The 21,344-nt window shown below is 55.2% G+C and carries 23 protein-coding genes and 2 tRNA genes; 10 read left to right on the forward strand and 15 right to left on the reverse strand.

Annotated features, from left to right (window positions below; all coding sequences use genetic code 11):
* Positions 1-11 precede the first annotated feature (11 nt).
* A complete protein-coding gene (rplU, locus tag AC097N_RS12185; RefSeq protein WP_479581291.1) occupies positions 12-323 on the reverse strand; it encodes a 50S ribosomal protein L21 in 312 nt (103 codons plus the stop codon).
* A gap of 182 nt (positions 324-505) precedes the next feature.
* Here rplU and AC097N_RS12190 point away from each other — a divergent pair, with 182 nt between their 5' ends.
* The 8 genes from AC097N_RS12190 to AC097N_RS12225 all read left to right on the forward strand — a co-directional run bounded on the left by AC097N_RS12190 (position 506) and on the right by AC097N_RS12225 (position 7,106).
* Positions 506-1,456 (forward strand): polyprenyl synthetase family protein, encoded by a 951-nt coding sequence (locus AC097N_RS12190; RefSeq protein WP_479581292.1) that lies wholly within the window; start codon positions 506-508, stop codon positions 1,454-1,456.
* A 27-nt stretch (positions 1,457-1,483) separates the two neighbouring features.
* Positions 1,484-1,560: transfer RNA gene (locus AC097N_RS12195), tRNA-Pro, on the forward strand.
* Positions 1,561-1,681: 121 nt separating this feature from the next.
* Complete coding sequence (pilB, locus tag AC097N_RS12200; RefSeq protein WP_479581293.1) at positions 1,682-3,415, forward strand: type IV-A pilus assembly ATPase PilB; 1,734 nt, start codon at positions 1,682-1,684, stop codon at positions 3,413-3,415.
* A gap of 20 nt (positions 3,416-3,435) precedes the next feature.
* A complete protein-coding gene (locus AC097N_RS12205; protein ID WP_479581294.1) occupies positions 3,436-4,653 on the forward strand; it encodes a type II secretion system F family protein in 1,218 nt (405 codons plus the stop codon).
* Positions 4,653-5,495 (forward strand): prepilin peptidase, encoded by an 843-nt coding sequence (locus tag AC097N_RS12210; RefSeq protein WP_479581295.1) that lies wholly within the window; start codon positions 4,653-4,655, stop codon positions 5,493-5,495. The genes AC097N_RS12205 and AC097N_RS12210 overlap by 1 nt, the downstream gene beginning before the upstream one ends.
* Before the next feature lie 3 nt (positions 5,496-5,498).
* Positions 5,499-6,116, forward strand: a complete 618-nt coding sequence (gene coaE, locus AC097N_RS12215) for a dephospho-CoA kinase (RefSeq protein ID WP_479581296.1) — start codon at positions 5,499-5,501, stop codon at positions 6,114-6,116.
* Between the two features lie 25 nt (positions 6,117-6,141).
* Positions 6,142-6,897, forward strand: coding sequence for a cell division protein ZapD (gene zapD / locus AC097N_RS12220; RefSeq protein ID WP_479581297.1), 756 nt, complete (start codon positions 6,142-6,144; stop codon positions 6,895-6,897).
* Positions 6,894-7,106, forward strand: a complete 213-nt coding sequence (locus AC097N_RS12225) for a DNA gyrase inhibitor YacG (RefSeq protein ID WP_479581298.1) — start codon at positions 6,894-6,896, stop codon at positions 7,104-7,106. The genes zapD and AC097N_RS12225 overlap by 4 nt, the downstream gene beginning before the upstream one ends.
* A gap of 33 nt (positions 7,107-7,139) precedes the next feature.
* Here the strand turns inward: AC097N_RS12225 and AC097N_RS12230 are convergent, their stop codons facing one another.
* The 5 genes from AC097N_RS12230 to AC097N_RS12250 form a co-directional block, all read right to left on the reverse strand.
* Entirely contained in the window at positions 7,140-7,631 is a 492-nt protein-coding gene (locus AC097N_RS12230; protein WP_479581299.1) for an NUDIX domain-containing protein, read from the reverse strand.
* Positions 7,628-8,506 carry an ATP-binding protein gene (locus AC097N_RS12235; RefSeq protein ID WP_479581300.1) on the reverse strand — a complete coding sequence of 293 codons (879 nt, stop codon included), beginning with the start codon at positions 8,504-8,506 and terminating at the stop codon, positions 7,628-7,630. The genes AC097N_RS12230 and AC097N_RS12235 overlap by 4 nt, the downstream gene beginning before the upstream one ends.
* Positions 8,503-9,732 carry a bifunctional glutamate N-acetyltransferase/amino-acid acetyltransferase ArgJ gene (argJ, locus tag AC097N_RS12240; protein ID WP_479581301.1) on the reverse strand — a complete coding sequence of 410 codons (1,230 nt, stop codon included), beginning with the start codon at positions 9,730-9,732 and terminating at the stop codon, positions 8,503-8,505. The genes AC097N_RS12235 and argJ overlap by 4 nt, the downstream gene beginning before the upstream one ends.
* 106 nt (positions 9,733-9,838) lie before the next feature.
* Positions 9,839-12,607: a preprotein translocase subunit SecA gene (gene secA, locus AC097N_RS12245; RefSeq protein ID WP_479581302.1), complete on the reverse strand. Its 2,769-nt coding sequence runs from the start codon at positions 12,605-12,607 to the stop codon at positions 9,839-9,841.
* A gap of 204 nt (positions 12,608-12,811) precedes the next feature.
* Positions 12,812-13,750, reverse strand: a complete 939-nt coding sequence (locus AC097N_RS12250; protein WP_479581303.1) for a M23 family metallopeptidase — start codon at positions 13,748-13,750, stop codon at positions 12,812-12,814.
* A 26-nt stretch (positions 13,751-13,776) separates the two neighbouring features.
* On the opposite strand from AC097N_RS12250, the gene AC097N_RS12255 reads away from it, so the two are divergent.
* A complete protein-coding gene (locus tag AC097N_RS12255; protein ID WP_479581304.1) occupies positions 13,777-14,088 on the forward strand; it encodes a hypothetical protein in 312 nt (103 codons plus the stop codon).
* 15 nt (positions 14,089-14,103) lie between these two features.
* On the opposite strand, the gene AC097N_RS12260 is transcribed toward AC097N_RS12255, so the two are convergent.
* The 6 genes from AC097N_RS12260 to petA all read right to left on the reverse strand — a co-directional run bounded on the left by AC097N_RS12260 (position 14,104) and on the right by petA (position 18,308).
* A tRNA-Thr gene (locus AC097N_RS12260) sits at positions 14,104-14,179 on the reverse strand.
* A gap of 49 nt (positions 14,180-14,228) precedes the next feature.
* Positions 14,229-14,756 carry a ClpXP protease specificity-enhancing factor gene (locus AC097N_RS12265; RefSeq protein ID WP_479581305.1) on the reverse strand — a complete coding sequence of 176 codons (528 nt, stop codon included), beginning with the start codon at positions 14,754-14,756 and terminating at the stop codon, positions 14,229-14,231.
* Positions 14,757-14,771: 15 nt separating this feature from the next.
* A complete protein-coding gene (locus AC097N_RS12270; RefSeq protein WP_114968986.1) occupies positions 14,772-15,383 on the reverse strand; it encodes a glutathione S-transferase N-terminal domain-containing protein in 612 nt (203 codons plus the stop codon).
* Between the two features lie 108 nt (positions 15,384-15,491).
* Positions 15,492-16,265, reverse strand: coding sequence for a cytochrome c1 (locus tag AC097N_RS12275; protein ID WP_479581306.1), 774 nt, complete (start codon positions 16,263-16,265; stop codon positions 15,492-15,494).
* Between the two features lie 16 nt (positions 16,266-16,281).
* Positions 16,282-17,682, reverse strand: coding sequence for a cytochrome b (locus tag AC097N_RS12280; RefSeq protein WP_479581307.1), 1,401 nt, complete (start codon positions 17,680-17,682; stop codon positions 16,282-16,284).
* An 11-nt stretch (positions 17,683-17,693) separates the two neighbouring features.
* Entirely contained in the window at positions 17,694-18,308 is a 615-nt protein-coding gene (petA, locus tag AC097N_RS12285) for a ubiquinol-cytochrome c reductase iron-sulfur subunit (RefSeq protein ID WP_479581308.1), read from the reverse strand.
* 156 nt (positions 18,309-18,464) lie between these two features.
* On the opposite strand from petA, the gene mscL reads away from it, so the two are divergent.
* Positions 18,465-18,893 carry a large conductance mechanosensitive channel protein MscL gene (gene mscL / locus AC097N_RS12290; RefSeq protein WP_479581309.1) on the forward strand — a complete coding sequence of 143 codons (429 nt, stop codon included), beginning with the start codon at positions 18,465-18,467 and terminating at the stop codon, positions 18,891-18,893.
* A gap of 58 nt (positions 18,894-18,951) precedes the next feature.
* On the opposite strand, the gene pdxA is transcribed toward mscL, so the two are convergent.
* The 3 genes from pdxA to AC097N_RS12305 are packed head-to-tail and all read right to left on the reverse strand — an operon-like array spanning position 18,952 to position 21,240.
* Positions 18,952-20,001, reverse strand: coding sequence for a 4-hydroxythreonine-4-phosphate dehydrogenase PdxA (gene pdxA, locus AC097N_RS12295; RefSeq protein WP_479581310.1), 1,050 nt, complete (start codon positions 19,999-20,001; stop codon positions 18,952-18,954).
* Positions 20,002-20,040: 39 nt separating this feature from the next.
* On the reverse strand, positions 20,041-20,799 hold the full coding sequence (locus tag AC097N_RS12300) for a Nif3-like dinuclear metal center hexameric protein (protein ID WP_479581311.1): 759 nt from the start codon (positions 20,797-20,799) through the stop codon (positions 20,041-20,043).
* A gap of 30 nt (positions 20,800-20,829) precedes the next feature.
* The gene (locus tag AC097N_RS12305) at positions 20,830-21,240 is read right to left on the reverse strand and encodes a hypothetical protein (RefSeq protein ID WP_479581312.1); all 411 of its coding nucleotides are present in this window, start codon (positions 21,238-21,240) and stop codon (positions 20,830-20,832) included.
* Positions 21,241-21,344: the final 104 nt, after the last annotated feature.

The following is a 21,344-nucleotide window of genomic DNA, read 5'->3' on the forward strand; positions in this document are numbered from 1 at the left end:
ACCCGTACCTGTTAAGCCGCAATCGCACCAATCAGCAGCTCTGTGAACTGTTGACGATGACCTTGACGTTTTTGGTAATGCTTACGACGGCGCATTTTGAAAATGCTGACCTTGTCGTGTTTACCGTGAGCCACGACTGTGACACTCACAGTTGCGCCGGACACCAAGGGCGTGCCAACTTTAATATCTGCGCCGTTGCCGACCGCCAGAACTTCGTTGAACACAATCTCTTGGCCTACGTCCGCAGCAATCTGTTCTACTTTAATTTTTTCGCCAGCTGCAACCCGATATTGCTTGCCACCGGTTTTTATGACCGCGTACATGTTGACCTCTTCAATTTAGCTCTGCAAACGAATTTTCGCAGAGCCTTGGATTATAGCCCGACTGGATATTTCTGGCAATCAGAACCTGTTTGTCAAGTTCAAAGTACATTCGGGTTCCTATAATTCGCGCACACAACTGGTTATTTGTCTTGCAAGTCAATCCATCGAGCCCCACACCTTCAATGTCGATCATCGCGCAGGACATGCGTGAAGTTGATCAAATCATCGCCGAACGACTGGTCTCCGCGGTGCCCTTGATCGGCCAAGTTTCACATTACATCATCGCGGCCGGCGGCAAGCGTTTGAGGCCCGCCCTTCTTTTGCTGACCTGCGGGGCACTCGGCTACCAGGGCGTGCAGCGGTTCAATCTGGCGGCCGTCGTCGAATTCATTCACACCGCCACGCTGTTGCATGATGACGTGGTCGACGACTCGGCTTTGCGCCGTGGCAATGCCACGGCGAACGAAACATTTGGCAACCCGGCAAGCGTGCTGGTGGGCGACTTTTTGTATTCACGCGCCTTCCAAATGATGGTCAGCGCCCAAAACATGCGCGTGATGCAGGTGCTGGCCGACGCCACCAATGTGATTGCAGAGGGCGAGGTGCTGCAACTTGTCAACATGCACAATGCCGCACTGGACGAAGCGGGCTATTTGCAGGTCATCCGCTCCAAAACGGCCAAGTTGTTTGAAGCCAGTGCTCGCGTTGGCGCCATCCTCGCTGGCAGCTCCCGTGACATCGAGGAAGCCTGCGCTGAATATGGCCAGGCGATGGGGACCGCCTTTCAGGTCATCGACGATGTACTGGACTACACAGGCGACGCATTCGTCATGGGGAAAAGCCTGGGTGACGACCTGAGGGAAGGGAAAACCACCCTGCCACTGATCGCGGCCATGCAGCGAGGCACTCCGGCACAAAAAGATGTGATCAAGATCGCCATCGAGACCGGCGGTGTGTCAATGCTCGACGAAGTGGTAGACATCGTGAGAACAACGGGCGCGCTTGATGTGGCGCGGCTGGCGGCAACCCGTGAGGCGGAGCGCGCCATTGCCGCTGCCCGGCGCCTGCCACCAAGCCCTCACTGCGCCTGTTTGATAGAATTGGCAACCCAGTTGCTTGATCGAAAATCGTAGCACTTCGCATCACAGCTGACTGGGATTCGGAATGTGGCGCAGCCTGGTAGCGCACTTCGTTCGGGACGAAGGGGCCGGAGGTTCAAATCCTCTCATTCCGACCAAATAAACTCAATTGTCAACGTACTTCTCGGCGCGGAAAACTTCCGATTCCGGGATTTACATTCGACGGCCAATGGGGGATGATGTGCGAAACCATTCCCCGACGTAGTACATTCTCAGGCTATGGCCGTAGTCGACACTTCTCATCGCGATTCCTCATCCACTGCCCTGCCCGGTTTGGGTCGTGCGCTAGTCCTGGCGGGGAAGCTGGGGCAAAAGTCGGCGGAAGACATTTACCGCAAAGCAGAAAATAGCCGGACCAGCTTCATTGCCGAGCTGACGGGATCAGGCGCTGTCTCGGCGTCGGACTTGGCCCACACCATGTCATCGGCGTTCGCCGCGCCCATGGTGGATCTCGACGCCATTGACCCCCAGCGGCTTCCCAAAGGCCTGCTCGACGCCAAAATTTGCGTTGATTACCGCGTCGTCGTCCTCAGCAAACGAAACAACCGGCTGATCGTGGCCACGGCGGACCCCTCAGATCAACAGGCCATCGAAAAAATCAAGTTCGCGACGCAATTGGGCGTCGACTGGGTGATTGCGGAGTATGACAAGCTGCTGAAGCTGGTCACAACTGCCGCAACGACTGCGTCCGAGACGATGGCCAATATCATCGGCAATGACTTTGAATTTGACGAGGCATTTTCCGAAGTTGCGACCGACACCTCAGAAAGCAGCGTGTCCGAAGTCGAAGATGCGCCAGTCGTCAAGTTTCTGCACAAAATGCTGCTTGATGCTTTCAGCATGCGGGCTTCTGATTTGCACTTCGAGCCGTATGAGCACAATTACCGTGTTCGCTTCCGGATCGATGGCGAATTGCGCGAAATTGCCTCACCGCCGATTGCCATCAAGGACAAACTGGCATCGCGCATCAAGGTGATTTCGAGAATGGATATTTCGGAAAAACGGGTGCCGCAAGATGGCAAGATGAAACTGAAGGTCGGGCCGGACCGCGTCATAGATTTCCGGGTGAGCACCTTGCCCACCTTGTTTGGCGAAAAAATTGTCATCCGTATTCTCGATCCGAGCAGCGCCAAATTGGGGATCGACGCCCTGGGTTATGAACCCGAAGAAAAACAGCGACTGGTTAACGCCATTGCCCGTCCTTACGGGATGATTCTGGTGACTGGCCCCACCGGCTCAGGCAAGACGGTGTCGCTGTACACCTGCCTGAACATGCTGAACAAACCGGGGGTCAATATCGCCACCGCGGAAGATCCCTGCGAAATCAATTTGCCGGGTGTCAACCAGGTGAACGTGAACGACAAGGCTGGCCTCACATTTGCGGTCGCCCTCAAGTCATTTCTTCGGCAGGATCCCGACATCATCATGGTCGGTGAAATTCGGGATCTCGAGACCGCCGACATCTCCATCAAGGCAGCACAAACAGGCCATTTAGTGCTATCAACACTGCACACCAACGACGCGCCAACCACGCTGACGCGGATGCGCAACATGGGTATTGCCCCCTTCAACATTGCCTCCAGCGTCATCCTGATTACGGCGCAGCGTCTTGCGCGACGCCTTTGTCCCAACTGCAAGACACCCATTGAGATCCCCAAAAAAGCACTGACCGATGCCGGGTATGGTCAAGAGGAACTGGACGAGCCCTGGGTTTCCTATCGGGCTGTGGGGTGTTCCATGTGCAACAACGGCTACAAGGGTCGCGTTGGCCTGTACCAGGTCATGCCCATCAGTGAAGAAATTCAACGAATCATTTTGCGCGACGGCAGCGCCCTGGACATCGCTGAACAAGCCAAGCGCGAAGGTGTTCGATCCCTGAGGCAGGCAGGCCTCCATAAAGCTAAATTGGGTTTGACTTCGCTGGAAGAAGTGCTCGCCGTCACCAACGAATAGACCAATAATCCAGGGCAAATATGGCAACTGCAAAACCAAAAGGCGTCAAAGAATTTATCTTTGAATGGGAAGGCAAGGATCGCAACGGCAAGCAGGTGCGGGGGGAAACCCGTGCGTCCGGTGAAAATCAGGTGCAGGCTGCACTGCGGCGCCAAGGGGTGATGGCCACCAAGATCAAGAAACGACGCATGCGCGCTGGCAAGTCGATCAAGCCCAAAGACTTGGCCATCTTTACCCGCCAACTGGCGACCATGATGAAAGCGGGCGTGCCGTTGCTGCAGGCCTTCGACATCGTAGGACGAGGCAACCCCAACCCCAGCGTGACGAAGTTGCTCAATGACATCCGCACCGATGTTGAAACAGGAACGTCGCTAAGCGTGGCGTTTCGCAAGTACCCGCTTTACTTCGACAATCTTTATTGCAATCTGATTGAAGCGGGTGAGTCCGCAGGCATTTTGGATCAACTCCTGGATCGTCTTGCGGTCTACATGGAGAAAACCGAGGCCATTAAATCCAAAATCAAGTCAGCCTTGATGTACCCGATTTCGGTGCTGATCGTGGCATTTGTCGTGACTGCGGTCATCATGATTTTTGTGGTCCCTTCGTTCAAGGAGGTGTTCACCAGCTTCGGCGCCGATCTTCCTGCGCCAACCCTGTTCGTTATCGCGATCAGTGAAATATTTGTCAAGTATTGGTGGCTGATTTTTGGTGGCATTGGCGGTGGTTTTTACTTTTTCATGCAGGCATGGAAACGCAATGAAAAAATGCAAAACTTCATGGACCGCGTCATGCTAAAGATGCCAATCTTCGGCACCTTGGTCGACAAATCTTGCACCGCAAGATGGACCCGCACGCTATCCACCATGTTCGCCGCGGGCGTTCCCCTGGTGGAAGCCCTTGACTCGGTGGGCGGTGCAGCAGGCAATTCTGTCTATGCCATCGCCACCACAAAGATCCAGCAAGAGGTGTCGACCGGTACCGCACTGACTGTTGCCATGACCAACACCAATCTCTTTCCGTCCATGGTCTTGCAGATGTGCGCCATTGGCGAGGAATCGGGGTCCATTGACCACATGCTCGGTAAAGCCGCTGATTTTTACGAATCAGAAGTTGACGACATGGTGGCGGGCATTTCAAGCCTGATGGAGCCCATCATCATTGTGGTGCTGGGCACCGTGATTGGCGGCATTGTGGTAGCCATGTACCTCCCGATTTTCAAACTGGGCCAGGTTGTCTGATGCAGGTGTTTCAAGGGCTTGACGCGGCCGTCTTTTGCGTTCTGGGCCTGTTGATTGGCAGCTTTCTCAATGTCGTCATTTACCGGCTTCCCAAAATGATGGAAGCCCAATGGAAAGCTGAATGTACCGACATGATGGGCGCCGAGGCCCCCGCAGTCGAAAAATTCAACTTGATGGTGCCACGCTCCCGCTGCCAGCAGTGTGGACATCAAATTCGCTGGTTTGAGAATATTCCCGTGGTGAGCTACCTTTTCTTGCGCGGCAAATGCTCTTCTTGCGGCACACACATCAGCGTGCGCTACCCCCTGGTGGAACTGGCCACGGGTGCCCTGTTCTTCTATTGCGCCTGGACCTGGGGGGCGACGGTCACGGGTCTTGTCTGGAGCGGTTTTGCAGCTGCGGTGCTGGCTTTGGCAATGATTGACTGGGACACGACCCTGCTGCCCGATGACGTCACCCTGCCGCTTCTCTGGAGCGGTTTGATTGCATCAGCGTTGCAGTGGATCGCGGTGGACTTGCAAGCGTCTGTCTGGGGTGCTGTCGGAGGCTATATGTCCTTGTGGCTGGTCTACTGGGCATTCAAGCTGGTCACGGGCAAGGAAGGCATGGGCTTTGGCGACTTCAAGCTGTTTGCAGCATTGGGAGCCTGGTTTGGCTGGCAGGCACTGGTGCCCATTATTTTGATGGCATCGGTCATTGGTGCCATCGTCGGGATCGCCATGAAGTTTTCCAGCGGACTGCGCGAAGGCGGTTATATACCGTTTGGCCCCTTTCTCGCAGGCGCGGGGCTGACTGCCATGGTCTTTGGCCCCAATTCCATTCTGCGCGTCGTCGGTCTTTAACTCATGAGCGGCGTCATCCGCCTTGGCCTGACTGGCGGCATTGGCAGCGGCAAGAGCACCGTCGCTGAGTTGTTGGCGTCACGTGGTGCCCGGGTGGTGGATGCTGATGCTATTGCCCGTCAGTTGACCGCGCCGGGTGGCCAGGCCATGTCCGCCATTGCGGCTACTTTTGGGCAGGATTTCGCTACTGAATCGGGTTCACTGGATCGCGACAAAATGCGCTCACTGGCTTACACGGACACGACAGCGCGCAAACGACTGGAAGCCATTGTTCATCCCTTGGTTGGCCAGGAAACCCAACGCCAGGCAACTGCCGCGATACGCGAAGGCTGTCAATGCGTCGTCTTCGACATTCCCTTGTTCGTAGAGTCGCCCACCTGGCGCCAAAAAGTGGATCACGTATTGGTGATTGATTGCACGGCCGAGGTGCAAGTGGCAAGGGTGATGGCCCGAAACCAGTTGACGCGGGATGACGTTTTGAAAATCATCGCGTCCCAGGCAAGGCGAGAGGTACGCTTGGCTGCAGCAGACACAATTCTTTTCAATGTTGGCCTGACACTTGACAAACTAGCTGACGAAGTGAGCCAGATTTCAGATCGGTTCGGGCTATCATCCAAGTAGCAATTGGCATACCAAAAAATACAGCGTGATCCTTTACGAATACCCCTTCAATGAGCGCATCCGCACCTATTTGCGGCTGGAGCATCTGTTCGTTCGCCTGAACGAATTGATCGCGCGCGAACACGCCCTGGATCATCATTACGCGCTGACCACCATCTTTGAAATCATGGATGTGGGTGCTCGTGCCGATCTCAAATCCGATGTACTCAAAGACTTGGACAAACAAAAACACGTGCTGGACGGCTATCGGGGTAACCCTGCGATCTCTGAAGGCGCGCTCGATCATGTGATTGCCCGGCTTGACGGCTGCTTTCAGGCCCTGAATGGGTTACCGGGCAAGGCAGGTCAATCGCTGACTGAAAACGACTGGCTCATGAGCATCCGAAGTCGCGTTGGCATCCCGGGCGGCACCTGTGAGTTCGACTTGCCAGCCTACTACGCGTGGCAACACACCACCACTGACCAGCGCCGGGCAGACATCGAGCGCTGGGTTGCCACGCTAACGCCGCTGGCTGACTCGATTCACGTGTTGCTCAAGCTGCTGCGGGATTCGGGCGCGCCACAAAAAGTCATTGCCAATGGCGGCCAATTTCAGCAGAACCTGCCCCAGGGTCGCACCTTTCAGTTGCTGCGCCTGTCACTGGACACCTCGCTCAAATTAATCCCTGAGATCAGCGGCAACCGGTTGATGGTGTCCATCCGGCTCATGCGGCACGGAGACGATGATCGCCTGCACGCCAGCAGCGACGACACGGCGTTTGAACTGGCCCTGTGCTCATGACACCTGCGCCCATGACACCGAACGAAACCCCAAAAATTGTCCCATGTCCCACCTGCGGGGGTGACAGCATTTATGCAGCAAGCAATGCGTTTCGCCCCTTCTGCTGCGAGCGCTGCAAGAACATCGACTTGGGCGCCTGGGCCAATGAAGACTTCCGGATGGCAACCCAAACGCCGTCAGAAGATCAGTTGACCGACGACAACCAGTGATAGAAAATTTATAGAAATAGTGGCTGCAGCGCCCTATTGACGAGCGGGAGTAGCTACAAAATGTGTAGCACCCTCAAAACCTTCATCGTCAGCCAGCCATTGCAAAACCGGCACAGTCCCTGGTAGCACCGGCGCCACCTGAACGGGTAACCGTTCCCAGGCAAACGACTGGGCTTCGCGCATCTGCAAGTCCCCACGCCAGTCAAAGACTTTGCAGAAATTCAATCGGACCAGCGCATGGGGGTAGTCCACCATTTCAATTTTCCAGGGGATGGCGGGACCAATGGTGATGCCCAGCTCCTCCAGCAGCTCCCGCCCCAGCGCCTGGGCGACGGTTTCGCCGGGTTCGAACTTGCCGCCCGGGAATTCCCAGTAGCCTTCATAGACTTTGCCCGCCGGGCGTGACGTGAGCAGGAACGCTCCATCGGGCCGAATTAAAACGCCCACGGCAACGTCAACCACCGCCCGATCTGCCCCGCCTTCACGCGGCAGGCTGCCGTCAGCCACCAAAACCGCCTTGCTCATGGGTTCGCCGCGTGCTTGCCGGCGTAATCACGTGCAAACTGGTAAGCCACCCGACCACTGCGCGAACCCCGCTCCAGAGCCCAGATCAGGGCTTCTGGCCGTGCCGCATCAATGGCAACTGGCGACACACCAAAGGACGACAACCATTGCGCCACGATCGTGAGGTACTCGTTCTGGGTAAAAGGATAGAAGCTGACCCACAACCCAAAACGCTCGGACAGGGAAATTTTCTCCTCCACGCCTTCGCCTGGATGGACCTCGCCGTCTTCGGTGTGGGTGTAGGTCAGGTTTTCCTTCATGTACTCCGGCAGGAGGTGGCGCCGGTTGCTGGTGGCATAAATCAGCACGTTCGGCGCGGTTTCGGCAACCGAGCCGTCCAGGATGGACTTGAGCGCTTTATAACCCGATTCGCCGTCTTCGAAGCTAAGGTCGTCGCAAAACACAATGAATTTCTCAGGACGATCCGACACCACATCCACGATATCCGGAAGGTCGATCAAATCAGCTTTGTCAACCTCGATCAAGCGCAGTCCCTGGGCTGCATATTCGTTCAAGCAGGCCTTGATCAATGACGACTTGCCCGTGCCGCGGGCCCCCGTCAACAGCACATTGTTGGCAGGTTTACCGCGAACGAACTGCAAGGTGTTGATGCGAATTTTTTCTTTCTGGATCTCGATCTCTTTGAGGTCCAGCAAATGCATCACCCCCACGTGGCGAACGGGTTCCAGCGCACCATGGCCCGAACTGCGTTTACGGTAGCGGTAAGCGACAGACGCGGTCCAGTCAGGGGCGGTCAGTGCTTGGGGCAGGATGGATTCAATCCGCCCAATGAGCTGTTCTGCGCGAACCAGCAGGTGTTCGAACTTCTCGTTCATGACCGGTAGTCCGCGTTGATGGTGACATAGTCGTGGCTCAAATCGCATGTCCAGATGGTGTCGATGGCATGGCCCCGCCCGAGAACCACGCGCACGGTGATCTCGCTTTGTTTCATGACCCGTTGACCGTCCTCTTCACGGTACAGGGGATTGCGCCCCCCTTTGACGGCCACGTGAACCTCGTCCAAGTACAAATCGATACCCGTCTGATCCAGATCGTCGATTCCGGCGTAACCCACCGCGGCAAGAATGCGTCCCAGGTTGGGGTCACTGGCAAAAAAGGCCGTCTTCACCAAGGGTGAATGGGCAATGGCATACCCGACCAGGCGGCACTCCGCCTGGGTTTTGCCACCTTCGACCTTGATTGCTATAAATTTAGTAGCACCCTCCCCATCGCGCACAATGGCCTGGGCCAGTTTCCGTGCAACAGCCAGCATCGCGGCCTTGAGCGTTTGACCGTCAGCACTGTCCAGTGACTCAATCACTGGATGCCGGGCCTTGTTGGTGGCAATGACCACGAAGGAATCATTGGTGGAGGTGTCCCCATCCACGGTCACCCGATTGAAGGAGCCATCGGCCAGTTCAGTGGCGAGTTGGTGCATCAGGGCCTGACTGACACAGGCGTCTGTGGCCATGAAGCCCAACATGGTGGCCATATTGGGACGAATCATGCCGGCACCCTTGCTGATGCCCGTGATACTCACCAGAGCGCCACCAATCGTCACCTGCATGCCAAAAGCCTTGGCCACCGTGTCGGTCGTCATGATGCCTTCTGCAGCCCGCAGCCAGTTGTCCTCCCGGGCATCAGCCAAGACAGCGGCCAGTCCCGCTTCGATGCGGTCATTGGGCAGCGACTCCATGATGACGCCCGTTGAAAACGGCAGCACTTCCTGCGGGGTGATGTCAAGCTTGGTCGCCAATGCCACGCAAGTGCTCATCGCCCGAGCACGGCCGTCTTCCCCGGTACCAGCATTTGCATTGCCGGTGTTGATCAGCAGGGCCCGGACACTCGCACCGCTGTCCAGGTGTTCCCTGCACAGCTGAACCGGGGCAGCACAAAAACGATTCTTGGTGAACACGCCCGACACCGATGCGCCTTGGTCGATCAGAACGATCGTCAGGTCCTTGCGGTTGGCTTTTCGCACACCGGCCTCAGTCACCCCGATGCGCACACCGGCGACAGGGAAAAGTTCTGCTAGGTTGGGAGCGGGCAAGTTAACCGACATAGTGTTCCTTTAAAAGATAGCCTGATTATCCAAAAAACCAGGGCCACAAAAAGCAAACGGGCCTTGGAAATGCATCCAAGGCCCGAAATTCATGCAACCCGGTTATTTACACCAGCTTGCCGTGGCAATGCTTGTATTTGTTGCCGCTGCCGCAAGGGCAAGGCTCGTTTCGTCCAACGCGAGGTACTTCGCTGGCGAGCGCAGCTGACTTCCGGTTGCCAGTGGTGTTTTCATCAACCGTGGTTTGAACTTCACCGGTTTCTGTCGGTGCTGTGTAGGTCACATTGGCAATGCTTTCGCCACGGCTTTCCATCTCATCTGCAGCTTGCTCCAGCTGCTCGCTGGATTGCACCTTGACCGTCATCAGCACCTTGGTAACGTCATTTTTAACGGAATCCAGCAACTGGCCAAACAACTCAAACGCTTCGCGCTTGTACTCCTGCTTGGGTTGCTTTTGGGCATAACCGCGCAAATGAATGCCCTGACGCAGGTAATCCAGCGAACTCAGGTGTTCGCGCCAGTGGGTATCAATGCTTTGGAGCAGGACCATGCGTTCGAACTGGGTGAAGTTCTCCCCTCCCACCAACGCTACTTTGGTCGCAAATGCTTTGTTCGCTTCATCGCGAACGGTGGTCAACAAATCGTCGTCCGTGATGGCGCTGGCCGCGCTCACCTGGCTTTGCAAGCCCAGCGTCAACTGCCACTCATCGGACAACACCCGTTCCAGAGTTGCGATATCCCATTGCTCTTCCACCGATTCCAGCGGTACGTATTGGCGCACGAGGTCGTTGAAACAGCCTTCACGCAAGGAAGTGATCTGGGCCGATAAATCAGCGGCATCCAGAATTTCGTTGCGTTGCTGGTAGATCACCTTGCGTTGATCATTGGATACATCGTCATATTCGAGCAATTGCTTGCGCATGTCGAAATTGCGCGCCTCAACTTTGCGCTGCGCACTCTCGATACTGCGGGTCACAATACCGGCCTCAATCGCCTCACCATCAGGCATCTTGAGGCGGTCCATGATCGCTTTCACGCGGTCACCTGCGAAGATGCGCATCAGCGAGTCATCCAGACTCAAATAGAAACGCGAAGAACCAGGGTCGCCCTGACGTCCCGAACGCCCGCGTAACTGGTTGTCAATGCGGCGCGACTCATGGCGCTCCGTGGCAATGATGCGCAAACCACCCAGGGCCTTCACCTGTTCATGGTCCAGCTTCCATTGGGCACGAATCGCCTCAACTTGCTGTTGCTTCTGCTCCAGGCTCAAGGACTCATCAGACTCAACCGCGTCCACCGCCTGGCTCGTGTTGCCACCCAAAACGATGTCGGTACCGCGACCGGCCATGTTCGTGGCAATGGTGATCATCTTGGTACGCCCTGCCTGGGCCACGATGTCCGCTTCCCGTGCATGTTGTTTGGCATTCAAGACCTGATGCGGCAAGTTTTCTTTCACCAACAGTTCGGCAATGATTTCCGAATTCTCGATGGAGGTCGTTCCAACCAGCACCGGTTGGCCGCGTTCGTAACACTCCCGAATATCTTTGATGGCCGCTTCGTATTTTTCACGGGTTGTCTTGTAGACACGGTCAAGCTGATCTTCGCGCTTGCTGGGGCGGTTGGGCGGCATGACGACCGTTTCCAAACCATAAATTTCCTGGAACTCATAAGCTTCAGTATCAGCCGTACCAGTCATGCCCGCCAACTTGCCGTAGAGACGGAAGTAGTTCTGGAAGGTAATCGAGGCCATAGTCTGGTTTTCAGGCTGGATGGTCACGCCTTCCTTGGCCTCGACCGCCTGATGCAGACCCTCGCTCCATCGACGACCCGACATCAAACGTCCGGTGAACTCATCCACGATCACAATTTCGCCATCCTGGACGACATAGTGCTGGTCGCGGTAATACAGATGATTGGCCCTCAGCGCCGCATACAGATGGTGCATGAGCGTGATATTGGCGGGGTCGTACAGCGTGGCGCCTTCGGGAATCAACCCCAGGTCAAACAGAATGCGCTCAGCACTCTCATGCCCCTGTTCAGTCAAAAACACCTGACGGGTTTTCTCGTCAAGTGTGAAGTCACCTGCCTTTGTGATGCCTTCACCGGTGCGTGGATCAGCTTCGCCTTCCTGACGGACCAGCGCAGGAACAACCTTGTTGATCGCGATGTAAAGGTCCGTATGGTCTTCTGCCTGTCCGCTGATGATGAGTGGTGTACGCGCTTCGTCAATCAGGATGGAGTCCACCTCATCAACAATGGCGAAGTTCAGGCCCCGCTGGACCCGGTCAGCGACCTCGTAGACCATGTTGTCACGCAGGTAATCGAATCCGTATTCGTTGTTCGTGCCGTAAGTAATGTCAGCCCGGTAGGCGGCCTGCTTTTCCTCACGCGCCATGTTCGGCAAGTTGATGCCAACGGTCAGACCCAGGAAGTTATAGAGCTTACCCATCCACTGGGCATCACGATTTGCCAGGTAATCGTTCACGGTGACGACGTGCACGCCCTTGCCGCTCAAGGCATTCAGGTACACCGGCAGCGTCGCTGTGAGCGTCTTGCCCTCACCTGTGCCCATCTCTGAAATTTTTCCGTTGTGCAATGACATGCCACCCAACAACTGAACGTCAAAATGGCGCATCTTCATCGCCCGCTTCGACCCCTCACGCACGACAGCAAATGCTTCTGGCAGCAACGCGTCAATGGCTTCGCCCTTGGCTATGCGCTCCTTGAACTCCTGCGTTTTGCCACGCAACGCATCATCTGACAGCTTTTCGAAATCAGCTTCCATGGCATTGATGCGAGCCACGCTTGTACGGTATTGTTTGAGCAAGCGGTCATTGCGACTGCCGAAAATTTTGGTGAGAATATTGGTGGCCATGAATGCAAGACTTGCCCGCCAGCCCACTTGGGCCAGCAAAGCAGAGCAATCCTTTTTTTGATCTGGATTAGTTGGGGTCGCCCTAGCGAAAAGCAACCGTTTGACCGGAATACGCCGCGCTGAGTTAACCGACCCGACGGATTTTACCTTTGAGCGCTTAGCCTGCGTTCACGTGGCCAAGCAGCATGAAAACCCGGGCAGATTTCAAGGCTGCAAGCGTGCGACTTGTGGATGATCAATCAGGCGACCAGCAGCCAGAAACTTTTCTGGATCCTGAGGAATTCCCTGCACCAGCACCTCAAAATGTAAATGGGCACCTGTTGATCGCCCGGTGGTTCCCACTTCAGCAATTTTCTGGCCCCGTTTAATCAAGTCACCTTTTTTGACCATTGTTTTGGAGGCATGGGCATATCGTGTGATCAAGTCATTGCCATGGTCAATTTCGACCATATTTCCATAGGCAGCATGGAATTCCTGAGTCACAACAACACCCCCTGCCGCGGCAAGAATAGGAGTGCCCTGCTCTGCTTGAAAGTCCAGTCCCGTGTGCAGTGCTGAACGGCCGGTAAACGGATCCGTCCGCCAGCCGAACAATGACCCCAGGTTGCCAACAACAGGTTGACGAGTGGGGACCATCATGCTGCGAATCTTCTGGTCAAACAATCTGGACTCCAAAACAGTCATCAAATCGGTTCGTTGACCCGTGAGCCGATCAAGGTCCGCCAAGGTGGCCTGCAACTCATCCATCGATAGCGGGCGTCCCGAAACCAGTGCCCCCCCTTGACCTGGCTTGATCTTGATGTCATTTGGACTGACACCCGCCAGACCGGACACCCTCTCACCCAATGACTCAAGTTGCGCCATTTTGGCCTGCATCTCGCCCATTTTGCGCGCGAGTACATCCAGGTTTTCACGCATGAATCGATCACGTTGCTCAAACTCGTCCTTAACGACCAACCGCAGCAGTGAGCCAACCACAGGCCATCCCTCTCTAGCCCCCTTCAGGAAAACCAAGTGGTAAAGACCTGCGGCAACAAACATCAAAGTCAACGCTGCCAACAAGGTGGCTGCCATCAACTTGGTTCCGCTCAGGTGAATCGCCCGGCTCTTCGCAAGCCAAGCATCCGTGATAATCAATTGCATTGCGATATCCCCTCTACAACTTCAATATGAACCGCCGTCATCACGCGCTAACGCTGCTCCAGGCGAGCGAGGAATCGCCCTCTCTGGCAAGGCTGATTGAACTCTCTCGTGATTCTGTTGCCAGACTCAAAGCAGTTGAAGCGCTTATTCCGGAATCTTTGCGTCCCACCATCAAAGCGGGACCGATTGAAGGTCCGGTTTGGTGCCTTCTTTTGGACAACAATGCGGCTGCGGCGAAAGTTCGCCAACTCCTGCCCGCACTGGCATCACATTTACGGATCAAGGGGTGGGAGGTTAGCTCAATTAGGTTGAAAGTTCAAATCACACGTATTAGGTGACTTGTTCAACTGAAATGGTGCCGATTGTCGGATTCGAACTGACGACCTACCGCTTACAAGGCGGTTGCTCTACCAACTGAGCTAAATCGGCACATATCTATTTTAGCGGAGTCTTCGGGACTCCCAGCGCCAAACGATATTTATTTCACTCGTTTTAATGCAGGTCTTGTACCAGCACCGGACGGTTTTGGTGGTTCTGGCGTATCAGAGGAATCCACCTGCCGACGATCAGACTCAACACTGGTCAGCTGCACAAGCTTCACTTCAGGCGCAACGGCGCCCATATCCTCTGACTTGATCAGCGGCACTTTGGGCAAAGACAAGGCAGGTTTGACATTCTTCGGCGTCACCAACGGAAATGCCATGCCTTGACCATTTTCACGGGCATAGATGGCGATGACTCGATCGACAGGAACCATGATGTCACGTGCCGTCCCTGCAAACCGAGCCTTGAATTCAATGAACTCATTGCCCAGTGTCAGGGAACTGGTGGCATCAAAACTGAGATTCAGCACGATCTCGCCATTCTTCACGTACTCGCGGGGGACCTGCACGCTGTCGTCGACAACCACAGCAACATAGGGTGTAAACCCATTGTCTGTACACCACTCATACAACGCCCGTATCAAGTACGGACGTGTTGAACCTGCATCTGGAGCGTCAATCATTGCGTAGCACCGTGCTTATTTGCGCATGACCTTCTCAGAGGGTGTGAGCGCTTCAATGTAGGCGGGACGCGAGAAGATGCGTTCTGCATATTTGAGCAAGGGAGCGGCATTTTTACTGAGGTCGATCCCGTAATAATCAAGGCGCCATAGCAATGGCGCAATGGCCACATCCAACATCGAGAAGCCATCACCCAACATGTATTTGTTCTTCAGGAATACGGGAGCCAGCTGGGTGAGTCGGTCACGGATGTGCGCGCGCGCCTTCTCCAAGACTTTTTCATTGCTCTTCGCAGCGCGTGATTCCAGTGTTGATACGTGCACAAAAAGCTCTTTCTCAAAATTGAGAAGGAACAGGCGGACCCGCGCACGATCCACAGGATCACCGGGCATGAGTTGGGGATGCGGAAAACGCTCATCAATGTATTCATTGATGATGTTAGATTCATACAAGATCAGATCACGCTCGACCAGGATAGGCACCTGCCCGTAGGGGTTCATCACATTGATGTCTTCTGGCTTGTTGTAAAGATCCACATCGCGAATCTCAAAGTCCATACCCTTTTCAAACAAGACAAAACGGCAGCGGTGGGAAAATGGGCAGGTAGTACCTGAATACAACACCATCATGGCGAGAACTCCTAAAAATCAAAAAGAGTGGGATGCTGAATGCAAGCCCACTCTGAGAAGCTCAGATAACGCCCGGGAGGCAGTCACCTGAACAGCTTGTGTTCGCGATTACTTGATATCTTTCCAGTAAGCAGCGTTGAGTCGCCATGCGAAAAACGTAAATACACCGAGGAACAACAAGACCCAAACACCCACACGAACGCGTGAATTTTGAGCGGGCTCGCCCATCCATTGCAGATAATTCACCAAGTCACCCACTGCCTGATCATATTGAAGAGGTGTCATGGTGCCAGGCTTCACTTGCTCCCAACCTTTAAAAATCTGTACTTCGTGGCCATGTTCCGTCATCGTGTCATAGACAGGACGACGGTCGCCCTGAAGCTCCCACAGTACATGAGGCATAGCGACATTGGGAAAAACCAGATTATTCCAACCCGTGGGCTTGGCATCATCCTTGTAGAAAGTGCGCATGTAAGTGTAAAGATAATCAGCACCTGACCCGCCTGCACCTGCACGTGAACGTGCGATCACGGTCAAATCAGGCGGATTGGCGCCAAACCAAGCCTTGGCCTGTTGCGGATCAATGGCCGCCTTCATGGTTTCACCAATCTTGGCATTGGTCACCAACAGGTTGTCCTTAATTTGGCCTTCTGTCAGTCCAATATCTTGCAAGCGGTTGTAACGCATGAAGGCTGCGGAGTGGCAGTTCAAACAGTAGTTAACAAACAGCTTGGCTCCGTTTTGCAGCGCAGCCATGTCATTGGTTTTATTGGGCGCCTTATCCCAAGCCAAGCCACCGACATTGGCCAATGCACCAACAGACATTCCCAAGGCCAGTGTCAAACCGAGAATGATTTTTTTAGTTAAACCCATGGTTTTCATAATATTTATCCCCTGCTCAGTGCGCCGTAAACGTGACGCGGCTCGGCACCGTCTTGGGAGTTCCAATGCGACTCCACCAAGGCATCAACAAGAAGAAACCAAAGTAGAACAATGTACCCGTCTGCGATACACGGCCACCAATATCGGACGGCGGCTGCATGCCCAGATAACCCAACACCAGGAAGTCAAGAACAAACACGGCATAGAGGTATTTGTGCCAGTCAGGACGATAGCGGATGGACTTCACGGCACTGTTGTCAAGCCAAGGCAGGAAAAACAGGATCACAACGCCACCACCCATGGCAACCACACCCCAAAACTTGGCGTCAATGGACAACATCATGGCAACAACAAGCACAGCTGCACCCAAGATGACACCTTTGAACAGTGCTGGCATTTTGCCTTTGATCACCGCCAAAGCTGCACCACCCAATACACAGGCAATGAGCGCATACATCATCTCACTGGTCACCGCACGGAGCATTGAGTAGAAAGGCGTGAAGTACCAGACTGGTGCAATGTGAAGTGGCGTCTTGAATGGATCAGCAGGGATGAAGTTGTTGTACTCCAGGAAATATCCACCCATCTCCGGTGCGAAAAACACAATGGCCGTGAACACCATCAAGAAGACGCTGACAGCGAAGATGTCATGCACCGAGTAGTAAGGGTGAAACGGGATTCCATCCAGAGGCCGGCCTTTGGCATCTTTGGTGGCCTTGATCTCAACACCATCCGGGTTATTGGAACCCACTTCATGCAAAGCGATGATGTGAGCCACAACCAGACCCAACAGCACCAGCGGTACTGCAATAACGTGGAAACTGAAAAAGCGGTTCAATGTGGCATCACCCACCACAAAGTCACCCCGAATGAGCAACGCCAGATCGGGACCGATGAACGGAATTGCCGAGAACAAGTTGACAATCACTTGCGCCCCCCAATAACTCATCTGCCCCCAAGGCAACAAATAGCCCATGAAGGCTTCAGCCATCAGCGCAAGAAAAATGCCACAACCAAAAATCCAGATCAATTCACGTGGCTTGCGGTAGCTGCCGTAAATCAATCCACGAAACATGTGCAAATAGACCACAACAAAAAAGGCTGATGCACCTGTGGAATGCATGTAGCGAATCAGCCAGCCCCACGGCACGTCCCGCATGATGTATTCAACCGAACCAAACGCCAAGGCGGCGTCAGGTTTGTAATGCATTACCAGGAAGATGCCTGTGACAATTTGAATCACCAGCACCAGCAGCGACAGGGAACCAAAGACGTACCAAAAATTGAAATTCTTGGGCGCGTAATACTCGCTCATGTGCTCTTTGAAGAGCTTGGAAGCCGGAAACCGGTTGTCTACCCAATTGAGCAACTTTTCACCAGCAGGGGCGTTCGGGGAAACTTCGTGAAATTCAGCCATGATGATCGTCCTTAGGCTTTCTTGTCATCGCCAATCAGCAACTTGGTGTCTGAGAGGTACATGTGAGGCGGAACTTCGAGATTGTCGGGTGCAGGCTTGTTTTTATAAACGCGACCTGCGAGGTCAAATGTCGAACCATGGCAAGGGCAAAAGAACCCACCTTGCCAATCATCAGGCAACGAGGGCTGCGGTCCAGGCTGAAATTTATCAGAGGGAGAGCATCCCAAATGGGTACAAATGCCCACGGTGATCAAAAACTCGGGCTTGATCGAACGCGTTGCATTTCGCGCGTATTCAGGCGCCTGATCGGCCGGCTTGCGCTCGGACTTGGGATCTGCCAACTGAGAATCCAGCTTCGGCAACGCCGCCAATTGTTCTGGCGTGCGACGCACGATCCAGACCGGCTTGCCGCGCCATTCCACGGTCATCTTCTCGCCGGGCTTGAGGGCAGAAATGTCTGCCTCGACAGCTGCACCGGCGGCTTTGGCCTTTTCTGAGGGCTGAAAACTACTGACAAAAGGCACGACTGCAGCTATGCCGCCTACTGCGCCGGCACAACTTGACGCGATCAGCCACGTCCGCTTGGTGGCGTCGATCTGTCCGCTGTCGACAAGGGTTTCGCTCATGAGAATCCTCAATGAAAAACATCGCTGTTGGGGTTAACCATCAATTGTAGCTGACGGTTACGGTCAAATTTCACATCAGCCAGGCGTCAGGGAGTTGTGCAGTTGGGTTGTTTTAGTCAATACTTGCGCCCTTTCAACAACTTAGAGGTCTTAAAAATGGGCATGATGCAGGAATTCAAAGAGTTTGCCGTTAAAGGCAATGTGATGGATCTTGCCGTGGGTGTCATCATTGGTGGCGCATTTGGCAAGATCGTTGACTCGGTTGTCGGCGACCTCATCATGCCGGTCGTAGGCGCTATTTTTGGCAAACTCGATTTTTCGAGCCTTTTTGTCATCATGGGAACACCACCCGCCGGCACCGCCATGACACTTGACGCGCTGAAAAAAGCCGGCGTGCCCGTGTTTGCTTACGGTAACTTCATCACCGTTGCGGTCAACTTTGCAATTTTGGCATTCATCATTTTCATGATGGTCAAACAAATAAACCGCATGAAGAAAGAAGCACCCACGGCCCCCGTTGCACCCGCGCCAACCGCGGAAGATGTGTTGCTTTTACGTGAAATTCGCGACAGCTTGCGCAAGTAAAAAACTATTTTTCAATAACTCTTGTTTATTGAATAACGATTGCCGCAGAAATCAAAGCCTATTTCTGCGGCAAAGTGCTCAGTCGCCGAGCCATCCGAATAGCCGCAATCAAACTGGCCGCATCTGCCCGCCCCGTTCCCGCTATATCGAACGCCGTGCCGTGATCGGGACTGGTTCGCACCAATGGCAAGCCCAGCGTCACATTGACGCCTTGCTCCACCCCCAAATACTTCACCGGAATCAGCCCCTGATCGTGGTACATCGCAATGACCACATCAAATTCGCCGGGCTTCGTCGCGGTGGCGCGCGCCCGCATGAACACCGTATCTGGCGCAAACGGCCCCGTCACTTGAATGCCCTCCGCGCGCGCAGCGGCCACGGCCGGTGCGATGAGGTCAATTTCTTCACGACCAAAAAGTCCGCCTTCGCCGGCATGCGGATTCAGGCCCGCTACGCCGATGCGCGGCGCACGCCCGAGACTTGCGGTCAGTGATTGATGCGCGATACGCAGGGTTTGCAGCACACCGTCAAAGGTTACGGCCTCAATCGCCGCTCGCAACGCCATGTGGATGCTGACCAGAACCACCTTGAGCTCGTCATTGGCCAGCATCATGCGCACCGGCATGTCATGCAGCGTTTTTCCAGCGTGCGCCGCCGCCAGCGCCTGCAACATCTCTGTATGTCCGGGGTAGTCCGAATACGGTGGCCCGGCGAGCGCCAGCGCCTCCTTGTTCAGAGGCGCCGTGATCAGGGCAGCAAGTTCGTCACGCAGCGCAGCCTGTGCCGCCCACACCACACTCTGTGCGGCCATCAGGCCCGCCTTGGCGCTCAATTGTCCAAAGGGAACCAGTTCACCCGGCGCCCCCATCTGCAACACCGGCACACATCGGGGCGGCATGGAAAGTGCCTCGGTGGGTGAATCAATTCGGGCCAGGCCCAGCGGAATGCCCCCCGCACTGACCAGTTGATTGGCCCGCCGCAGGGTGGCGACATCGCCGACCACCAAGCAGTCCCGCGTGACATCCGGGGCCTCGCGAAACGCCTTGGCAATGATTTCAGGGCCAATGCCGGCAGGGTCCCCCAGGGTGATGGCTATAGGAAGCGTCATTCTTTTTTTGACTCCCATCGGAGTCCGTGTGATGCCGGTTCAGGCGGGGTTGTCGATGTCAATGAATTCATGCGCCACGCCGAACTGCGCCGCCACATGGGCGGCCACCGCGGGTGCGCCATACCGCTCACTGGCGTGATGGCCGCAAGCCAGGTAGGCGACCCCACATTCACGCGCATAGTGCGCTTGAGGTTCTGAAATCTCGCCCGTGATGAAGACATCGGCCCCAGCGGCTATGGCGCCTTCAAAATAGCTCTGTGCCCCACCGCTACACCATGCTATTTTATTGATAGCACGCTTCTCACCATTGACAAGGACTACAGGCCGATTTAATACTTTTTTTACATGATCAGCCAGGGCAGCTGCACTTTCAAAGTCATTCGGCGCGATAGGTTGCCCCACAAAGCCCAGATCCTGCTCACCAAAACGGCCCTCTGCCTGCAAGCCCAGCCGCAGGCCCAACTGGGCGTTGTTGCCCAACTCGGCATGGGCGTCCAGAGGCAAGTGGTAAGCGAACAAGTTGATATCGTGCGCCAGCAGCAAAGCCAGGCGCTGCTTCATCCAGCCCGTGACGCTGCCGTCCTGTCCGCGCCAGAACAATCCATGGTGCACAAAGATCGCGTCTGCCTTGGCTTCAATCGCCGCCTCGATCAACGCGCGGCTGGCCGTCACCCCGGACACTATTTTCCGAATGCTTGGGGCGCCTTCTACCTGCAGGCCGTTGGGGCCGTAATCACGAAATCGTTCGGGCTGCAGCAAGGTGTTAAACGCCTGCAGAAGCTGTGTGCGGTCAGTCATAAGAGGGGCATTCCAGGCTGGGTGGCCAAGTTAAAAGGGGCATCCATCTTTTTTCATCATTGTCGGTGAATCAGGCACAGCACCTACGGGCTCCAACGGGGCCCATTCCACGCTGCTGTCGCACCCCTCGCCGGCAGCAATCCAGCGTTTGGCCAGCCGTGCAAGGACTGGCGCCAACAGGACGGCAATGCCTGCCATCGGTCGGGGCAACACGCTTTGAAGAACCTCCTGAGGCGCCATCAGGGCCCCACAACGGTACTGGTACAGATCGTCATGCCAACGCACCGCCACGCACGCGCCGTGTCGCCGTCCGGACAACACCACACCCAGTGGACAAGGCTCCAGCAGGCAGCACACACCACAACCATTGCATGCCGCCCCCGGCACCGGTTTGGAGGCGGCATCAGGGTGAATAAGAATGACTTGCGGTGACTTGGGCATGTTAGTCCCGCTACTGTACAACCCCCGCTCATCCCGTCACGTCAACGCGGCATCCCGTGACCCATGCCTGGGCTCTGCGTGAGGCCTACAATTTGGTTTTACCC

The organism is Rhodoferax sp. LS1R11 (genome assembly GCF_056521395.1).

Bases quoted from the DNA above. Each gene is read 5' to 3' on its own strand.
- AC097N_RS12265 (WP_479581305.1), bottom strand. From the start codon at position 14,756: ATGATTGACGCTCCAGATGCAGGTTCAACACGTCCGTACTTGATACGG.
- AC097N_RS12205 (WP_479581294.1), top strand. From the start codon at position 3,436: ATGGCAACTGCAAAACCAAAAGGCGTCAAAGAATTTATCTTTGAATGG.
- rplU (WP_479581291.1), bottom strand. From the start codon at position 323: ATGTACGCGGTCATAAAAACCGGTGGCAAGCAATATCGGGTTGCAGCT.
- AC097N_RS12270 (WP_114968986.1), bottom strand. From the start codon at position 15,383: ATGATGGTGTTGTATTCAGGTACTACCTGCCCATTTTCCCACCGCTGC.
- AC097N_RS12190 (WP_479581292.1), top strand. From the start codon at position 506: ATGTCGATCATCGCGCAGGACATGCGTGAAGTTGATCAAATCATCGCC.
- AC097N_RS12230 (WP_479581299.1), bottom strand. From the start codon at position 7,631: ATGAGCAAGGCGGTTTTGGTGGCTGACGGCAGCCTGCCGCGTGAAGGC.
- AC097N_RS12255 (WP_479581304.1), top strand. From the start codon at position 13,777: ATGAACCGCCGTCATCACGCGCTAACGCTGCTCCAGGCGAGCGAGGAA.
- argJ (WP_479581301.1), bottom strand. From the start codon at position 9,732: ATGTCGGTTAACTTGCCCGCTCCCAACCTAGCAGAACTTTTCCCTGTC.
- AC097N_RS12275 (WP_479581306.1), bottom strand. From the start codon at position 16,265: ATGAAAACCATGGGTTTAACTAAAAAAATCATTCTCGGTTTGACACTG.
- mscL (WP_479581309.1), top strand. From the start codon at position 18,465: ATGGGCATGATGCAGGAATTCAAAGAGTTTGCCGTTAAAGGCAATGTG.
- AC097N_RS12235 (WP_479581300.1), bottom strand. From the start codon at position 8,506: ATGAACGAGAAGTTCGAACACCTGCTGGTTCGCGCAGAACAGCTCATT.
- AC097N_RS12210 (WP_479581295.1), top strand. From the start codon at position 4,653: ATGCAGGTGTTTCAAGGGCTTGACGCGGCCGTCTTTTGCGTTCTGGGC.
- AC097N_RS12280 (WP_479581307.1), bottom strand. From the start codon at position 17,682: ATGGCTGAATTTCACGAAGTTTCCCCGAACGCCCCTGCTGGTGAAAAG.
- AC097N_RS12305 (WP_479581312.1), bottom strand. From the start codon at position 21,240: ATGCCCAAGTCACCGCAAGTCATTCTTATTCACCCTGATGCCGCCTCC.
- pilB (WP_479581293.1), top strand. From the start codon at position 1,682: ATGGCCGTAGTCGACACTTCTCATCGCGATTCCTCATCCACTGCCCTG.
- coaE (WP_479581296.1), top strand. From the start codon at position 5,499: ATGAGCGGCGTCATCCGCCTTGGCCTGACTGGCGGCATTGGCAGCGGC.
- AC097N_RS12250 (WP_479581303.1), bottom strand. From the start codon at position 13,750: ATGCAATTGATTATCACGGATGCTTGGCTTGCGAAGAGCCGGGCGATT.
- AC097N_RS12225 (WP_479581298.1), top strand. From the start codon at position 6,894: ATGACACCTGCGCCCATGACACCGAACGAAACCCCAAAAATTGTCCCA.
- secA (WP_479581302.1), bottom strand. From the start codon at position 12,607: ATGGCCACCAATATTCTCACCAAAATTTTCGGCAGTCGCAATGACCGC.
- AC097N_RS12300 (WP_479581311.1), bottom strand. From the start codon at position 20,799: ATGACTGACCGCACACAGCTTCTGCAGGCGTTTAACACCTTGCTGCAG.
- pdxA (WP_479581310.1), bottom strand. From the start codon at position 20,001: ATGACGCTTCCTATAGCCATCACCCTGGGGGACCCTGCCGGCATTGGC.
- petA (WP_479581308.1), bottom strand. From the start codon at position 18,308: ATGAGCGAAACCCTTGTCGACAGCGGACAGATCGACGCCACCAAGCGG.